The sequence below is a fragment of the Micromonospora humi genome, from assembly GCF_900090105.1.
Classification (GTDB): domain Bacteria; phylum Actinomycetota; class Actinomycetes; order Mycobacteriales; family Micromonosporaceae; genus Micromonospora; species Micromonospora humi.
This window is the reverse complement of record NZ_FMDM01000001.1, coordinates 96447-111788: the sequence shown is the minus strand read 5'-3', so window position 1 is coordinate 111788 and position 15342 is coordinate 96447. Positions and strand designations below refer to the sequence as shown.

General features: G+C 71.6%; 10 protein-coding genes. 2 read left to right on the top strand and 8 right to left on the bottom strand.

The window, feature by feature from the left end:
• Positions 1-443 precede the first annotated feature (443 nt).
• Entirely contained in the window at positions 444-2099 is a 1656-nt protein-coding gene (locus GA0070213_RS00500) for a glycoside hydrolase family 27 protein (protein ID WP_091055414.1), read from the top strand.
• Between the two features lie 46 nt (positions 2100-2145).
• Here GA0070213_RS00500 and mmsB read toward each other — a convergent pair whose 3' ends face one another.
• The 7 genes from mmsB to GA0070213_RS00465 all read right to left on the bottom strand — a co-directional run bounded on the left by mmsB (position 2146) and on the right by GA0070213_RS00465 (position 10734).
• Positions 2146-3396 (bottom strand): multiple monosaccharide ABC transporter permease, encoded by a 1251-nt coding sequence (gene mmsB / locus GA0070213_RS00495; RefSeq protein WP_091055411.1) that lies wholly within the window; start codon positions 3394-3396, stop codon positions 2146-2148.
• Positions 3393-4931: a multiple monosaccharide ABC transporter ATP-binding protein gene (gene mmsA, locus GA0070213_RS00490; protein WP_091055408.1), complete on the bottom strand. Its 1539-nt coding sequence runs from the start codon at positions 4929-4931 to the stop codon at positions 3393-3395. Before mmsA ends, mmsB begins: the two co-directional genes overlap by 4 nt.
• 82 nt (positions 4932-5013) lie before the next feature.
• Positions 5014-6153: a multiple monosaccharide ABC transporter substrate-binding protein gene (chvE, locus tag GA0070213_RS00485; protein WP_091055406.1), complete on the bottom strand. Its 1140-nt coding sequence runs from the start codon at positions 6151-6153 to the stop codon at positions 5014-5016.
• 180 nt (positions 6154-6333) lie between these two features.
• Entirely contained in the window at positions 6334-7656 is a 1323-nt protein-coding gene (locus GA0070213_RS00480; protein ID WP_091055403.1) for an extracellular catalytic domain type 1 short-chain-length polyhydroxyalkanoate depolymerase, read from the bottom strand.
• An 80-nt stretch (positions 7657-7736) separates the two neighbouring features.
• On the bottom strand, positions 7737-9113 hold the full coding sequence (locus GA0070213_RS00475) for an endo-1,4-beta-xylanase (protein WP_091055401.1): 1377 nt from the start codon (positions 9111-9113) through the stop codon (positions 7737-7739).
• 126 nt (positions 9114-9239) lie between these two features.
• Positions 9240-10334, bottom strand: a complete 1095-nt coding sequence (locus GA0070213_RS00470) for an oxidoreductase (RefSeq protein WP_091055398.1) — start codon at positions 10332-10334, stop codon at positions 9240-9242.
• Positions 10335-10362: 28 nt separating this feature from the next.
• Positions 10363-10734 carry a MerR family transcriptional regulator gene (locus GA0070213_RS00465; protein ID WP_091055395.1) on the bottom strand — a complete coding sequence of 124 codons (372 nt, stop codon included), beginning with the start codon at positions 10732-10734 and terminating at the stop codon, positions 10363-10365.
• Positions 10735-10994: 260 nt separating this feature from the next.
• Between GA0070213_RS00465 and GA0070213_RS00460 the strand changes: the two genes are divergently transcribed.
• The gene (locus tag GA0070213_RS00460) at positions 10995-12416 is read left to right on the top strand and encodes an arabinofuranosidase catalytic domain-containing protein (protein WP_091055393.1); all 1422 of its coding nucleotides are present in this window, start codon (positions 10995-10997) and stop codon (positions 12414-12416) included.
• 62 nt (positions 12417-12478) lie between these two features.
• On the opposite strand, the gene rph is transcribed toward GA0070213_RS00460, so the two are convergent.
• Positions 12479-15073: a rifamycin-inactivating phosphotransferase gene (gene rph / locus GA0070213_RS00455; RefSeq protein WP_091055390.1), complete on the bottom strand. Its 2595-nt coding sequence runs from the start codon at positions 15071-15073 to the stop codon at positions 12479-12481.
• Positions 15074-15342 lie beyond the last annotated feature (269 nt).

Sequence of the window (15342 nt, the reverse complement as noted above, 5' to 3'; positions counted from 1 at the left end):
TTAGCGACAACAATTTATGCCTTAATGAGATCACTGCGAGGTCAGGTCGCACCGCCCGTACCGTCGGCTCGAACCGTTGCCTCCCAGGCCGACACACGGCCTCTCAACGGCCTGTTTCCTCCAGGGCGGATCGCCCGCCGGGCCCGCCGAGGGCCTCCGGGAGGGTCGCCAAGCTATTTACACAGTTTGATGTCAGCGATAACATCCGCGACATCGCCATGCCGGCGGGACGTCCCCGGGCGGACACCGGCGGCACGGCAGCGAGGCGACGGCCGGCGGCGTCCCCGGCCACCGCCGACCCACCACCCGAACGGCCACCGCCGGTACACCGGTCCCCTTCGACGCCACGGCCTCCCGGCGACCCGCCGGCGCCGTGACGCGGGCCGCCGCGAGTGGCCGCTCCCGCCGGGCGCCCGTCCGCGCCCGTCAACCGAGGAGGACCTGTGCGCAGAAGAACACGACGGCTGTTGGCCGCCCTGGGCGTCGCGGCGGTCGCGCTCGCCGCCACCGTCGTCGGTGGGGCCGTCGGCCCGCAGCCGGCGCGGGCGCTCGACAACGGTGTCGCCCGCACACCGCCGATGGGCTGGAACAGTTGGAACACGTTCGGCTGCAACATCAACGAGACGCTCATCCGGCAGATGACCGACGCGATGGTCAGCTCCGGCATGCGCGACGCCGGCTACCAGTACGTCGTCGTCGACGACTGCTGGATGAACCCGAACCGGGACTCCGCGGGGAACCTGCAGGGCGACCCGAGCCGCTTCCCGTCGGGCATGAAGGCGCTCGGCGACTACATCCACGCCCGGGGGCTGAAGTTCGGCATCTACCAGGGCCCGTTGGACAAGACGTGCGCGCAGTACTTCAACAGCTATCCCGGCGCCACCGGGGCCCAGGGGCACGAGGCCCAGGACGCCCGGCAGTTCGCCGCCTGGGGGGTCGACTACCTCAAGTACGACTGGTGCTCGCCCAGCGGCAGCATCGACGACCAGGTCCGCGTGTTCGCCATCATGCGCGACGCGCTCGCCGCCGCCGGTCGACCGATCGTCTACAGCATCAACTCGAACAGCGTCCACTCCAAGACCGGCCCGCAGCGTGACTGGGGCGACGTGGCGAACATGTGGCGCACCACCGAGGACATCACCAACACCTGGAACAGCGGCCAGACCAACGGCTACCCGATGGGCATCCAGAACATCGTCGACGTCACCGTGCCGCTGGCCGGGCGGGCGAAGCCCGGCGCGTTCAACGACATGGACATGTTGGAGGTCGGCCGCGGCGGCATGACCGACACCGAGATGCGCAGCCACTTCGCGCTGTGGGCGGTCATGGCCTCCCCGCTCATCGCCGGCAACGACCTGCGCTCCATGAACGCGGCCACCCAGACGATCCTGAAGAACGCCAACCTCATCGGCATCAGCCAGGACCCGCTCGCCCGGCAGGCGAGCCAGGTCTCGTTCGACGGCACCCGCCGCGTGCTGGCCAAGCCGCTGGCCAACGGCGACGTGGCGGTCGCGCTGTTCAACCAGGGCAGCGCCACCACCACGGTCTCCACCACGGCGGCGGCGGTGGGCAAGAGCGGCAGCTCGTTCACGCTGCGCGACGCGTGGACCGACGCCACCTCCACCAGCACCGGCGCCATCTCCGCCAGCGTGCCCGCGCACGGCACGGTGGTCTACCGGGTCAGCGGCGGCGGCACCACCACCCCGCCGCCCACGCCGACCACGTTCCGGCTGCGCAGCGAGTCGGCCGGCCGCTGCCTCGACGTCGACAACGGCGGCACCGCCAACGGCACCGGCACGCTGATCTGGGACTGTCACGGCAACCCCAACCAGCAGTTCACCGCCAGCGGCCAGACGCTCCAGGTGCTCGGCAAGTGCCTGGACGTGCCGACCGGCGCGACCGCGGGCACCCGGGTGCAGATCTGGGACTGCAACAGCGGCACCAACCAGCAGTGGACGTTCAACGGCAACGGCACGGTGAGCAACGGCCGCTTCCCGACCCTGTGCCTGGACGTCGAGGGCGCCGGCACCGCCAACGGCACCCGGGTGGTCCTCTGGACCTGCCACGGCAACACCAACCAGCGGTGGAGCCGGGTGTGACGACGCGGCCGGCCGGACGGCGTTCCCGCCGTCCGGCCGGCCGGGCTCACCGGCTGCCCGCGGCCCGGCGCTTGTTCCAGATGTCGAACGCCACGGCGGCGAGCAGCACCAGACCCTTCACCACCGACTGGATCGACTGGTCGACGCCCATCAGCTGCATGCCGTTGCTCATCACCGCCATGATCAGGCCACCCACCATCGCGCCGACGACGGTGCCGACACCGCCGGTGACCGCCGCGCCGCCGATGAAGGCCGCCGCGATGGCGTCCAGCTCGAACATGTTGCCCGCCGCCGGCTGGGCCCCGTTGGAGCGGGAGGAGTAGATCACCCCGGCCACCGCGGAGAGGAAGCCCATGTTGACGAAGACCCAGAAGTTGACCGTCTTCACCCGGACGCCGGACAGCGTCGCCGCCGGCAGGTTGCCGCCGATCGCGTAGACCTGGCGGCCGAAGACGGTGCGGCGGGTGAGCAGGCCGTAGACGAGCACCAGCACGGCCAGCACGATCAGCACGATCGGCAGGCCCCGCGCGTGGGCGAGCTGCCAGGCGAACCACATGACGACGGCGCCGACCACCACCACCCGCAGGACGAACAGCGGGAACGACTCCACCGGCTGCTCGTGGCGGACCCGGGCCAGCCGGGTCCGGAACACGCTCGCGGCGTAACCGACCACCGCGAAGACGCCGATGAACAGCGTGAAGGCGTCGAAGCCCTGCCCGCCGAGCAGGCCGTTGAGGAAGCCGGCGGCGACCCGCTGGTATTCCGCCGGGAACGGCGACAGCGAGATGTTGTCCAGCACCCGCAGCGTCAGGCCGCGGAACAGCAGCATGCCGGCCAGCGTGACGATGAACGCCGGGATCCCGGCGTAGGCGACCCAGAGGCCGTGCCAGGCGCCCACCGCCACGCCCACCGCGAGCGCGGCGAGGATGCCGACCCACCAGGGCATGCCCTCCCGGATGACGAGCACGGCGGAGACCGCGCCGGTCAGCGCCACCACCGACCCGACGGACAGGTCGATGTGGCCGCCGATGATCACGATGACCATGCCGATCGCGAGCACCAGGATGTACGAGTACTGGAGAACGATGTTGGTGAGGTTGCCGGGGCTGAGCGAGACGCCGTCGGTGAGCACCGCGAACAGCGCGACGATCACCACCAGGGCGATGTAGATGCCGCTCTGCCGCAGGTTGCCCAGGATCAGCGTGCGCGGGTCGCTGGTGCCGGTGTGCAGGGTGGCGACCGGCCCGGAGTCGGGCGCGTCGACCTTCGGTGAGGTGGAGGGCTTCGTGCTGGTCATCGGACGAGATCCCGGTCCTTGGTCATGAGTTCCATCAGGTTCTCCTGGGTGGCCTCGCCCACCGGCAGCTCACCGGTGATCCGGCCGGCGGCCAGGGTGTAGATGCGGTCGCACATGCCGAGCAGCTCGGGCAGCTCGGACGAGATGATGACGACGGCCTTGCCGTCGGCCACCAGACGGTTGACGATCGTGTAGATCTCGAACTTCGCCCCGACGTCGATGCCCCGGGTCGGCTCGTCGAGGATCAGCACGTCGGGGTCGGTGAACAGCCACTTCGCCAGCACGACCTTCTGCTGGTTGCCGCCCGAGAGCTTGCCCACCACCGACATGACGGTCGGCGCCTTGATGTTCATGTCGCGCCGGCCCCGCTCGGCGACCTTGATCTCCTCGTTGCCGTCGATCCAACCGTTGCGCGCCAGCTTGCCGAGCGCCGCGGCCGAGATGTTGCCCCGCACGTCGTCGATCAGGTTGAGGCCGTAGTGCTTGCGGTCCTCGGTCGCGTACGCGATGCCGTTGGCGATCGCCTCGGCCACCGTCCGGGTCCGCACCTGGAGGCCGTTGACGAAGATCCGCCCGGAGATGTCCCGCCCGTACGCCCGGCCGAACACGCTCATCGCCAGCTCGGTGCGGCCCGCGCCCATCAGCCCGGCGATGCCGACCACCTCGCCGGCGCGGACGGTGAGCGAGGCCCGGTCGACCACCAGTCGGTCCTGGGTCGGATGGCGCACGGTCCAGTCCTCGATCCGCAGCACCTCGGCCCCGGGCGTCGACGTCCGGGTCGGGTAGAACGCCGCGAGGTCGCGGCCGACCATGCCGCGGATGATCCGATCCTGGGTCGCGGTGCCGTCGCCCATGTCGAGCGTCTCCACCGTCCGGCCGTCGCGGATCACCGTGGTGGAGTCCGCGACCGCGGTGATCTCACCGAGCTTGTGGGAGATCATGATGCAGGTGATGCCCTGGTCGCGCAGCCGGCGCAGCAGGTTCAGCAGGTGCGCCGAGTCGACGTCGTTGAGCGCCGCGGTGGGCTCGTCCAGGATGAGCAGCCGCACCTTCTTGGACAGCGCCTTGGCGATCTCCACCAGCTGCTGCTTGCCCACCCCGAGCTGGATGACCGGGGTCACCGGGTTCTCGTCCAACCCGACCGACCGCAGCAGCGCCGCGGCCTCGGCGTTGGTCCGGTGCCAGTCGATCAGACCGCTGCGCCCGCGGCGCTCGTTGCCGAGGAAGATGTTCTCCGCGATCGACAGGTACGGCACCAGCGCCAGCTCCTGGTGGATGATGACGATGCCGTGCGACTCGCTGTCCCGGATGCCCCGGAACTCGACCGGCTCGCCGTCGAGGACGATCTGCCCGTCGTAGCTCCCCGTCGGATAGACACCGGAGAGCACCTTCATCAGGGTCGACTTGCCGGCGCCGTTCTCGCCGCAGATCGCGTGGATCTCGCCGCGCCGCACGGCGAGCGAGACGTCCTGGAGCGCGGCCACTCCGGGAAAGGTCTTGGTGATGTTCCGCATTTCGAGGATGTGATCGCTCATGGAAACCGTCCTGCTCGGGGCCGTCGCGTCGGTGCGCCGACGGACCCGGTGACGCGGCGCGCCACCGGGTCCGTCGGGCCTGTCAGCCGGCCCGGCCGGCGGCGACCTCCTGGGCGGTCAGGTAGCCGGAGTCGATGAGCGCGGACTTGATGTCGTCCTTGTAGACGGTCTGCACCGGCAGCAGGAACGCGGGCACGACCTTGTTGCCGTTGTCGTACGCCTTGGTGTCGTTCGCCTTGGGCTCCTCCTTCTTGAGGAACGCCTCGGCGGCGACCACGGCCTGGTCGGCCAGCAGGCGGGTGTCCTTGAAGACGGTGGAGCTCTGCACCCCGTCGTTGATCAGCTTGACCGAGGCGACCTCGGCGTCCTGGCCGGTGATCACCGGCATCTTCTTGGCCCCGCCGCGGTAGCCGGCGTTCTGCAGTGCGGTGATGATGCCCCGGGACAGGCCGTCGAACGGCGACAGCACGCCGTCGACCTTGCTGCCGTCGTTGTAGCTGGAGGTGAGCAGGTCCTCCATCCGCTTCTGCGCGGTCTCCTGCTGCCAGCGCAGGATGGCCACCTGCTCGATCTTCGTCTGGCCGGACTTCACCTTCAGCGTGCCGGCGTCGAAGTACGGCTTGAGCGTGTCCATCGCGCCGTTGAAGAAGAAGTGGGCGTTGTTGTCGTCCAGGGAGCCGGCGAACAGCTCCACGTTGAACGGGCCGGTCGCGCTGCCCTTCGAGCCGTCCTTGTTCTGCAGCCCGAGGCCGACCAGGAGCGCGTTGGCCTGCGCCACGCCGACCTTGTAGTTGTCGAAGCTGACGTAGAAGTCGACGTTCGGGCTGTTGCGGATGAGCCGGTCGTAGGAGATGACCGGGATCTTCGCGGCCGCGGCGGCCTGGAGCTGGCCGCTGAGCGCGGTGCCGTCGATCGGGGCGATCACCAGCACGTCCGCACCCTGGGTGATCATCTGGTCGATCTGCTGGGACTGGGTGGGGATCTCGTCCCCGGCGTACTGCAGGTCGACCTTGTAGCCCTTGGCCTGCAGCTTCTCCTTCACCGAGTTGCCGTCGGCGATCCACCGCTCCGAGGTCTGGGTCGGCATCGACACGCCGATCGTCAGATCGCTGGGCTTCGCCGAGCTGGTGTCGCCCCCGCCTCCCGCGCCCTCACCGCTGCAGGCGGCCAGGCTGACGGCCATCGCGACGCCGCCGAGCACGGCCAGAAATCGTCTGCGCACGAGCTTTCCTCTCCCCTACGTGTGGCACCTACCGCACAGGTAACCCTCCCGGGGAGTGTTAACGCTCACAAGTTGCATCGTCAACCGATCGGGCGAAACGCGCGTGTCTCGGTCTCGTAACAGAACGCCCGCGGGGCGGCACGCCGACGGATCGACGCACCGCCCCGACGGCCGGTGGGATCAGGACGCCGCGCAGGTGGGGGTGATCCCCGCGGCGCTGCCGTTGCCCTGGAACCCGAACTCGGTGCTCTGGCCGGCGCCGAGCTGGCCGTTGTAGTCCACGTTGGTGAACCGCACCGCGCCGGAGCTGCCGCTGGCCGTCGCGCTCCACGTGTTGGTCACGCTCGCCCCGCCGGGCAGCGTCACGCCGACCGTCCAACCCCGGGTGCCACCCGAGCCGGCCGTCACCTTCACCGTGGCCACGAAACCACCGGTCCACGAGTTCAGCGACACCGTCGCCGCACAGCCACCCGTACCCGGCGGCGGCGTGGTCGGGCTCGGCGGCGGGGTGGTCGGCGTGGGCGGCGGCGTCGTCGGGCTGGGCGGCGGCGTGGTCGGGCTGGGCGGCGGCGTGGTCGCGCCGGTGCCGTCGAAGCCGAGGAACCGCACCGCCTGGGCGGCGTCGAACGGGATCGAGTGGCCGTAGCCCTGGAAGCTGATCGCCTCCACCGGCGGCGTGCCACCGGTGCCGCCGTATCGGGTCCGGACGGCGCTGGCCTGCGGGTAGTCGGTCAGGCTGGGGGTCTGCGAGACGCCCAGCACGTTCGTCCACTGCTTGATCTGCTCGCCGAAGTTGACGTAGCTCAGCGTGGTGTCCGTGGTGCCGTGCCAGATCTGCATCCGGGGCCGCCGGCCGGTGTAGCCGGGGTAGGCGTTGCGGACCAGGTCACCCCACTGCTGCGGGGTCTTGGTGATCCGCCCGCCGGAGCACTCGCTGTTCCACTCCGAGCCGTTGGTGGTGGCGAAGCAGCCGAACGGCACGCCCGACGAGCTGACCCCGGCGTGGAAGACGTCCGGGTAGACGCCGGCCATCACGTTGGTCATCATCGCGCCGGACGACGCGCCGGCGACGCCGATGCGGGCCGGGTCGACCGGGTAACGGCTCGACACGTAGTCGATCATCGACTTGAGACCGACCGGGTCGCTGCCGCCGCCGCGCCGCAGCGCCTGCGGCGACGACACGTCCCAGCACTTGCTGCTGCGGGTCACCGACGGGTAGATCACGATGAACCCGTAGCGGTCGGCCAACGGGCTGTAGCCGGAACCGGTGTGCATCGCCGGACCGCTGCCGGTGCAGTAGTGCAGGACCAGTAGCAGGGCCGGCCGGGCCGGGAGCCGGTCCGGCACGTACAGGTGCATTTGCAGGTTTGTCGGGTTGGTGCCGAAGTTGGTCACCTGGGTGAGCGCGGCGGCGGACGCCGGGCCGGCGGCGGTGACGACGGCGACCGCCGTCGTCAGGGCCGTCGCCAGGACGGCCGCGAGCAGCGCGATCTTCGCTCTCATCGACGGTTCCTCCACGGTGGGGTACGGACTACAGGCCGCCGGTCCGGCCCACGGTGACGCGGGCCGGACCGGCGAGGAACTCAGCTGGCGGAGCAGGTGGGCGTGAGGCCCGAGGCGCTGCCGTTGCCCTGGAACCCGAACTCGGTGCTCTGGCCGGCGCCGAGCTGGCCGTTGTAGTCCACGTTGGTGAACCGCACCGTGCCGGAGCTGCCGCTGGCGGTCGCGCTCCACGTGTTGGTGACGCTGGCACCACCGGGCAGCGTCAGACTGACCGTCCAACCCCGGGTACCGCCGGAACCGGCCGTCACCTTCACCGTGGCCACGAAGCCACCGGTCCACGAGTTCAGCGACACCGAGGCCGAACAACCACCGGTGTTGGGCGGCGGGGACGTCGTGCTCGGCGGCGGCGTGGTGTTGTTCGGCGGCGGCGAGGTCGTGTTCGGCGGCGGCGTGGTGGTGCCACCGGCGTTGAGCGCGTTCAGCACCGACGTGTAGGCGGCCTTCTTGTTGCCGCTGCAGTCGAAGAGCAGCGCGTTGTCCGAGCCGCGCCACGAGTCGCAGTCCCGCACGCCCCACACGGTGATGCCGGTGCAGCGCGACACCGCCATGCACGAGCGGGTGACCGTGCCGAAGATGTTCGCCTGGTTGCCGCCGGTCATCACGTCCAGCTCGGTGATCTGCACGTCCACGCCGAGGTCGGCGAAGCGCTGGAGGTTGGCCTGGTAGTCGCCCGGGATCGTGGTGCCCAGGTGCGACTGGAAGCCGACGCAGTCGATCGGCACGCCACGGGACCTGAAGTCCCGCACCATGTTGTAGACACCCGTCGACTTCGCGTTGATGCCGTCGGTGTTGTAGTCGTTGTAGCAGAGCTTCGCGCCCGGGTCGGCGGCCCGCGCGGCCCGGAAGGCCGCCTCGATCCAGTCGTTGCCGGTGCGCTGGAGGTTGGAGTCGCGGCGCCCGCCGCCGCCACCGTCGGCGAACGCCTCGTTCACCACGTCCCAGGCGTAGATCTGGCCGCGGAAGTGGGTCGCGACCTGGGTGACGTGGTTGATCGCGGCGTTGCGCAGCGCGGTGCCGGACAGGCCCTGCGCCCAGCTCGGCTGCTGCGCGTGCCAGAGCAGGGTGTGGCCGCGCACGCTCATCCCGTTGGCCCGGGCGTGGCTGACCAGCCGGTCACCCCCGGTGTAGGAGAACCGCCCCTGCTGGGGCTCGGTGGCGTCCCACTTCATCTCGTTCTCGGCCACCACGGAGTTGAACTCGCGGTTCAGCACCGTCACGTACGTGTTGTCGGACAGCTTGTTGGTGGCGACCGCCGCGCCGAAGTAGCGGCCCTTCTCGGCCGCCGAGGCGCGCAGGGTGGTGCCGGCGCTGGCGGTGGGCGCCAGCGCCACCGCCATGCCGGCGGCCAGCGCCCCGGCCAGCAGGCCGGTGGACAGCAAGGCTCTCGTGGGTCTCATGCAGGATTCCTCTTCCGGGTTGCACGGTGGTGATGCGACCAGCGCGGCTCGCCCGGAGAGCCTGTGCTGCGAATGCCCTGCCATCGACTGTGAGCGATAACATGCCCACGCGTCAAGCCCGGCCGCCTACGGGTACACCTCCTCGTGCGACTTGCGGTAGTCCACGATCGCAGCCGACCGGCCGGCCGCCGCGTGCGTCACCCAGGCCGGATTACCGAGCAGGGCGCGTCCCAACGCGACCAGGTCGAACTCGCCGGCCGCCAACCGGCTGGCCAGCCCGGACACCGACTCCGGGCCGCCCCGACGCAGGAAGTCGCGGGTCAGGCCGACCGAGCCCACGGTGATCGACGGCAACCCGGTGAGGTGCTTCGCCCAGCCGGCCAGGTTCCACGGCGACCCGGCGAACGCCGGCTGCCAGAAGCGGCGCTGCGACGCGTGCAGGACGTCCGCGCCGGCCGCGACGAAGGCGGTCAGGATCTCGGCCAGCTCGGCCGGGGTGTCCGCGATGCGGGCGTCGAAGGCGCGCTCCTTGAACTGCGAGAACCGGACGATCACCGGGCGGTCCGCCGGGAGGTTCGCGCGGACCGCCCGGACCACCGCGGCCGGGAACGCCGCCCGGCGCGCCGGGGAGCCGCCGAACGCGTCGGTCCGCCGGTTCGTGTACGGCCACAGGAACTCGTCCAGCAGATAGCCGTGCGCGGCGTGGATCTCCACCGCGTCGAACCCGACCCGGGCGGCCACCCGCGCCGCCGCCGCGTACGACGCCAGCAGCTCGTCCATGTCGGCGCCGGTCATGACGTGTCCGGCCGGGCGGCCCGGCTCGCGCACGCCCGACGGCGTCCAGGCCGCCCGGCCGTCGACCGGCTCGCGCAGGCTGCCCAGGTGCCACAGCTGCGCGGCGATCCGGCCGCCCGCGCCGTGGACCGCCTCGACCACCCGCCGCCAGCCCGCCTCGACCGGCCCCGGCGTCAGCCGCGGCACGGTGTCCTCGTGGCCGGCGGTCGGGTGGTCGACCAGGACCCCCTCGGTGACGATCAGCCCGACGCCCTGCTCGGCGCGCCGCCGGTAGTAGTCGGCGACCTCCGGCGTCGGCACGCCGCCGGGCGCGCGGTTGCGGGTCATCGGCGCCATGACGAAGCGGGTGCGCAACGGCATTCCGGCGACGGTGACGGGTGCGATCAGCGGCGCCACCGGCGATCCGGCGGCCAACGTGGCGGTCATGTCCCGACGGTAGGAGGTGACACCGGTGTCAGGGGCAAGCCCCGCCCGGCACCGCGTCCGCGACGGTCATGTCGGTGACGATCTCGTCGAGCACCGCGACGGCGTGGGCGAGCTGCGCCATCTCGGCCTCCATCCGGGTCCGCTCCTCGCGCAGCCGATCGGTCAGCCAGCGCGTGCGGATGGCCGGGTCGGTCACGCAGGGCAGCAGCTCGGACATCCGCCGGCTGCTCAACCCGGCGTCGAAGAGCCGCCGGATGAGGCGTACCCGCTCGACCGCAGACTCGGCGAACACCCGCTGCCCGGCGGCGGTGCGCACCGCCGCGAGCAGGCCCTGCTGCTCGTAGTAGCGGATCGACCGGGCACTCACCCCGGTGCGAGCCGACAGCTCCCCGATCCGCATCGCCCCTCCCCGTCCGGACCCGGCGTCGTCACCCAGCATGCCAGGCGCGGGCGTCACCCGGCATGCGCGCGGGGTTGCGGAGCATCCGTTGACATCTATGAGTGTTAACGCAAACATTGAGCGTCTCCGCCGGGTGGACAGCGGGAGCCGCCGCGTCGCACCGTCGCCGGTCCAGGGCAGACCGGCTCCGCTCGCACGTTCCCATCCGGACCCGGGAGGTCCCCGTGCGTCTCACCGACCAAGCCCGTCGACGGTGGGCGATGACCGCCTCCGCCGCCGCGCTCACCCTCACCACCGCCGGTCTCACCGGCACCCAGCTCGCCTCGGCGGCCACCGCCGGCTGTTCGGTCGACTACTCCGTGTCCTCGTCCTGGTCCGGCGGCTTCGGCGCCAACGTCACCGTCACCAACCTCGGCGACCCGGTCAACACCTGGCGGCTGACCTGGACCTTCACGGCGGGCCAGACCGTCACGCAGTACTGGAACACCGCCCTCACCCAGACCGGCGCGGCCGTCACCGCCGCCAACGTCTCCTACAACGGCGCCATCGGAACCGGTGGCAGCACCAGCTTCGGCTTCAACGGCTCGTGGACCGGGAGCAACCCCGCGCCGGCCAGCTTCGCCCTCAACGGCGTGACCTGCACCGGCGGCGTCGGCACCCCACCGACCACCGCGCCACCCACGAGCGCGCCACCCACCACGCCACCGCCCACGACGCCACCGCCGGCCGCCGGCGGACCGTGCGACATCTACGCCGCCGGCGGCACGCCCTGCGTCGCCGCGCACAGCACCACCCGGGCGCTCTTCCGCGCCTACAGCGGCCGGCTCTACCAGGTCCGCCGTTCCTCCGACAACACCACCCGCGACATCACCACGCTCACCGCGGGCGGACCCGCCGACGCGGCCGCGCAGGACTCGTTCTGCGCCACCACCACATGCGTCATCACCTGGATCTACGACCAGACGACCCGGGGCAACAACCTCGGCTACCAGGGGTCCGGCGGCATCGGCGGCGCGGTCCAGCCGGCGGTCGCGAACCGCGAGTCGGTGACCGTCGGCGGCGCGAAGGCGTACTCGCTGTTCATTCCCGGCAACAGCAGCTACTGGCGGGACGGTCACCTGACCGGCGTCCCGACCGGCAGCGCCCCCGAGGGCATGTACATGGTCACCAGCGGCACCCACGTCAACAGCGGCTGCTGCTTCGACTACGGCAACAGCGAGACCACCCGGCGGGCCGACGGGGCCGGGGCGATGGACGCGATCTACTTCGGCACCAGTTGCTGGTTCGGCGGCTGCTCCGGCACCGGGCCCTGGGTGCAGGCCGACCTCGAGTACGGTCTCTACCCCGGTGGCAGCTCGGCGTGGAACCCGAACCAGCGCGCCTTCACCAGCAAGTTCGTCACCGCCACCCTGAAGAACAACGGCACCTCACGCTTCGCCATCAAGGGCAGCAACGCCCAGTCCGGCAACCTCTACACCCTCTACGACGGAGCACTGCCCCCCGGCTACAGCCCGATGAGGAAGCAGGGCGCGATCATCCTCGGCAGCGGCGGCGACTGCTGCATCGACAACCGGAACCAGAGCGTCGGCACGTTCTACGAGGGCGCCATGGTCGCCGGCTACCCCTCGGACGCCACCGAGAACGCCGTCCAGGCCAACGTGGTGGCCGCCGGCTACCGCTGAGAGCGACGCGGCCGCCGCCCGCCCGGGCGGGCGGCGGCCGTCCCGCCGGGTGCTCCGGTGGGTCACAACAGTTCGACGTAGCCGGCGGAGCCGTGCACCCGGATCCGCCGGCCGTCGGCGATCAGGCGGGTGGCGTCCGGCACGTTCACCACGGCCGGCAGGCCGTACTCCCGGGCGATCACCGCGCCGTGGGTCATCTGGCCGCCGACCTCGGTCACCAGACCGGCCACGGCCACGAACAGGGGCGTCCAGCTGGGGTCGGTGTGGGCGGTGACCAGGATGTCGCCCGGTGCCAGGTCGGCGCGGGCCAGGTCCAGCACGACCCGGGCCCGCCCCTCGACGGTCCCGTGCGAGACCGGCAGCCCGACCAGGGCGCCGCTCGGCACGTCGTCGCGCCGGTACGCCCCGGCCAACGCCTCGCCGTCGGAGGTGAGCACGCGCGGCGGCGTCAACGTCCGGTGCCACCGGAACGCGTCCCGGCGCTCGCGGACGAGCCGCGCGTCCACCCGCCGCGTGCGCACCGCGTCGCGGAACTCGTCGAAGGTCAGGAAGAAGGCGTCCTCCCGGTCGGCGAGCACGCCGGTCCGGACGAGCCGGTCGGCCTCCGCCGTCAACGCCTGCCGGTAGGCGAAGTAGCGGCTGATGATGTCGTACTTGGGGTACTCCCGGTAGCCGATGAAGGTCCGCACCCGGTCGATCATGCGCCGGGTCTCGTCGGCCTTGCGCTCGCCGTCCGGCAGCGCCCGCAGCCGGGCCAGCACCTCCTCGGCCTTGCGCTCCGCCGCCCGCTGCCCCTGCGCGAAGCGCCGCCGGGACTCGCCCGGGGCGAAGGTGCGGACGTGGTCGAGGATCAGCGGTACGAGGGTGGCCGGTTGCTCGCTCCACCGCGGCCGGGTGATGTCGATCTCGCCGACGCACCGCATGCCGTACCGGTCGAGGTAGTCCTCGACGGCGGCGCGCGCCTCGCTCCCGCCGGGGAGCTTCGGCAGCTCGTCGAGGAAGTCCCCGTCCCCGACGTCACGCAGGAACGCCACCACCTCCGGATGCGGGCGGATCACGTCGGCGACGTCGAGGAGCGCCAGCCCCATCTCCGAGGTGACGTTGCCGGGGGCGGAGAGCGTCAGCGTGTCGGCGGCGTTCGGCTCGCCCAGCCACTCGCCCAGCTTGTCGTTGAGCCACCAGGTGGCTTCCATCCCGGCCATGATCGCCTGGATGCTGACCGGGTCGGTGAGGACCCGCTTGTGTTCCTCGAACGCCTCGGTCAGGAAGTCGAAGAGCGCCGGACCGGACCGGGTACGGATGTCGCGCCGCAGCGCGGCGATGCTGTCCCGGCTCCCCTCGATCAGCGCCGCGACGATGGCCGGATCCGTCTCGATCGTCGCCGGCGGGAGGCCGGCCGGGGGGCCGGCGGGTCCCGTGTCCGGCAGCGTCGGCACGACGTCGCCGCGCTCCAGGACCGTCTCCAGCGCGTCCCGGGTCAGCGGGTCGGACCGGGTCATGAGATTCAGGAACGCGGCGCGGCCGGCCGGGGTGGCCAGGTGCCGGGTGGCGTCGACGAAGAGCCGACCGCCGGCGGAGTGCATGGGCGCCATGGCGGTCCGTTGCCACATCGACAGCCCCAGCGGTCTCATCGCGTCGGTCATCATCTGCTGGTGGCCGACGGAGAGGTAGACGTGCTTCTCCCCGTCGTCGACCGCCGGGACCGGGAACAGGGTGGTGATCGGCCGGCTCTGCAGGATCTGGAAGTCGCCGTCGACCAGGGCCCACTCGACGTCCTGCGGGCGACCGAACCGGGCCTCGATCCGCCGGCCGAGCCGGACCAGCCGCAGCACCTGCGCGTCGGTGAGCGCCGGCTGCTCCCGGCGGGCCGGGTCGACCTCGGTCACCCGCGTCCCACCGCCCGGCACGGCGTGCACGGCGACCCGCTTGGCGGCGATCGTCCGGGTGACGACCGCGTCGTCGCGCACCGTGAACACGTCCGGGTTCACCAGGCCGGCGACCAGCGCCTCACCGAGCCCGAAACCGGCGTCCACCGACGAGACCGTCCGGTTGCCGGTGACCGGGTCGGCGGTGAAGAGGATCCCGGCCGCGTCCGGGTGGACCATCCGCTGCACGACCACGGCCATCCGCACGGCGCGGTGGTCGATGCCGTTGCGGAGGCGGTAGCTCACGGCCCGCTCGGTGAACAGCGACGCCCAGCACCTGCCGACGTGGGCGAGGACCGCCTCCGGACCGACCACGTTGAGGTAGGTGTCCTGCTGCCCGGCGAACGAGGCCGTGGGCAGGTCCTCCGCCGTGGCGCTGGAACGGACCGCGAAGGCGTCGTGCGCGCCCAGGTCGGCCGTCGCGGCGGCGATCGCCGTCGCGACGTCGCCGGGAACCGCCGCCTCCTCGACGGCGCGGCGGATCTCCGCGCTGAGCGCGCGGATCGCCTCCCGGTCGTCCGGCCCGAGCCGGGCGAGCCGGTCGAGTCGCTCGTCGAGCGCCGGGACGCCCGCGACGACCTGCCGGAACGCGTCCGTCGTGACGCAGAAGCCGACCGGTACGCGCACCCCGTCGGTGCGGGACAACGCCCCCAGGTGGGCGCCCTTGCCGCCGACGAGCGCGACCTGCGTCTCGTCGACCTCGTCGAACCCCACCACGTACCGTCCGGCCATCACGTGCCCCCCGTTTTCCCAGCTCGAACCACGTCCGGCCGACGATTCTGCGGCACCACCCGGGTCTTGCCACAAGCCCCCGGTTGCGATATACGTTAGAAGTGGCAGGGAGGTCTCTCCCTGCCTTTGCTGTGTCCCCCGCCGGTCGGCCGGCGCGACGGAAATGTGGCACTCCCGACCTCGGCCGCCGGCATGACCGGGACGCATCGGGGGCAAGACCACCGCGGAGAGCTACCCGGGAGGCCGGTCGGGCAGCGCAGTGCCGCTGG

Bases quoted from the DNA above. Each gene is read 5' to 3' on its own strand.
- mmsB (WP_091055411.1), bottom strand. From the start codon at position 3,396: ATGACCAGCACGAAGCCCTCCACCTCACCGAAGGTCGACGCGCCCGAC.
- mmsA (WP_091055408.1), bottom strand. From the start codon at position 4,931: ATGAGCGATCACATCCTCGAAATGCGGAACATCACCAAGACCTTTCCC.
- GA0070213_RS00480 (WP_091055403.1), bottom strand. From the start codon at position 7,656: ATGAGAGCGAAGATCGCGCTGCTCGCGGCCGTCCTGGCGACGGCCCTG.
- GA0070213_RS00475 (WP_091055401.1), bottom strand. From the start codon at position 9,113: ATGAGACCCACGAGAGCCTTGCTGTCCACCGGCCTGCTGGCCGGGGCG.
- GA0070213_RS00470 (WP_091055398.1), bottom strand. From the start codon at position 10,334: ATGACCGCCACGTTGGCCGCCGGATCGCCGGTGGCGCCGCTGATCGCA.
- GA0070213_RS00465 (WP_091055395.1), bottom strand. From the start codon at position 10,734: ATGCGGATCGGGGAGCTGTCGGCTCGCACCGGGGTGAGTGCCCGGTCG.
- GA0070213_RS00460 (WP_091055393.1), top strand. From the start codon at position 10,995: ATGACCGCCTCCGCCGCCGCGCTCACCCTCACCACCGCCGGTCTCACC.
- rph (WP_091055390.1), bottom strand. From the start codon at position 15,073: ATGGCCGGACGGTACGTGGTGGGGTTCGACGAGGTCGACGAGACGCAG.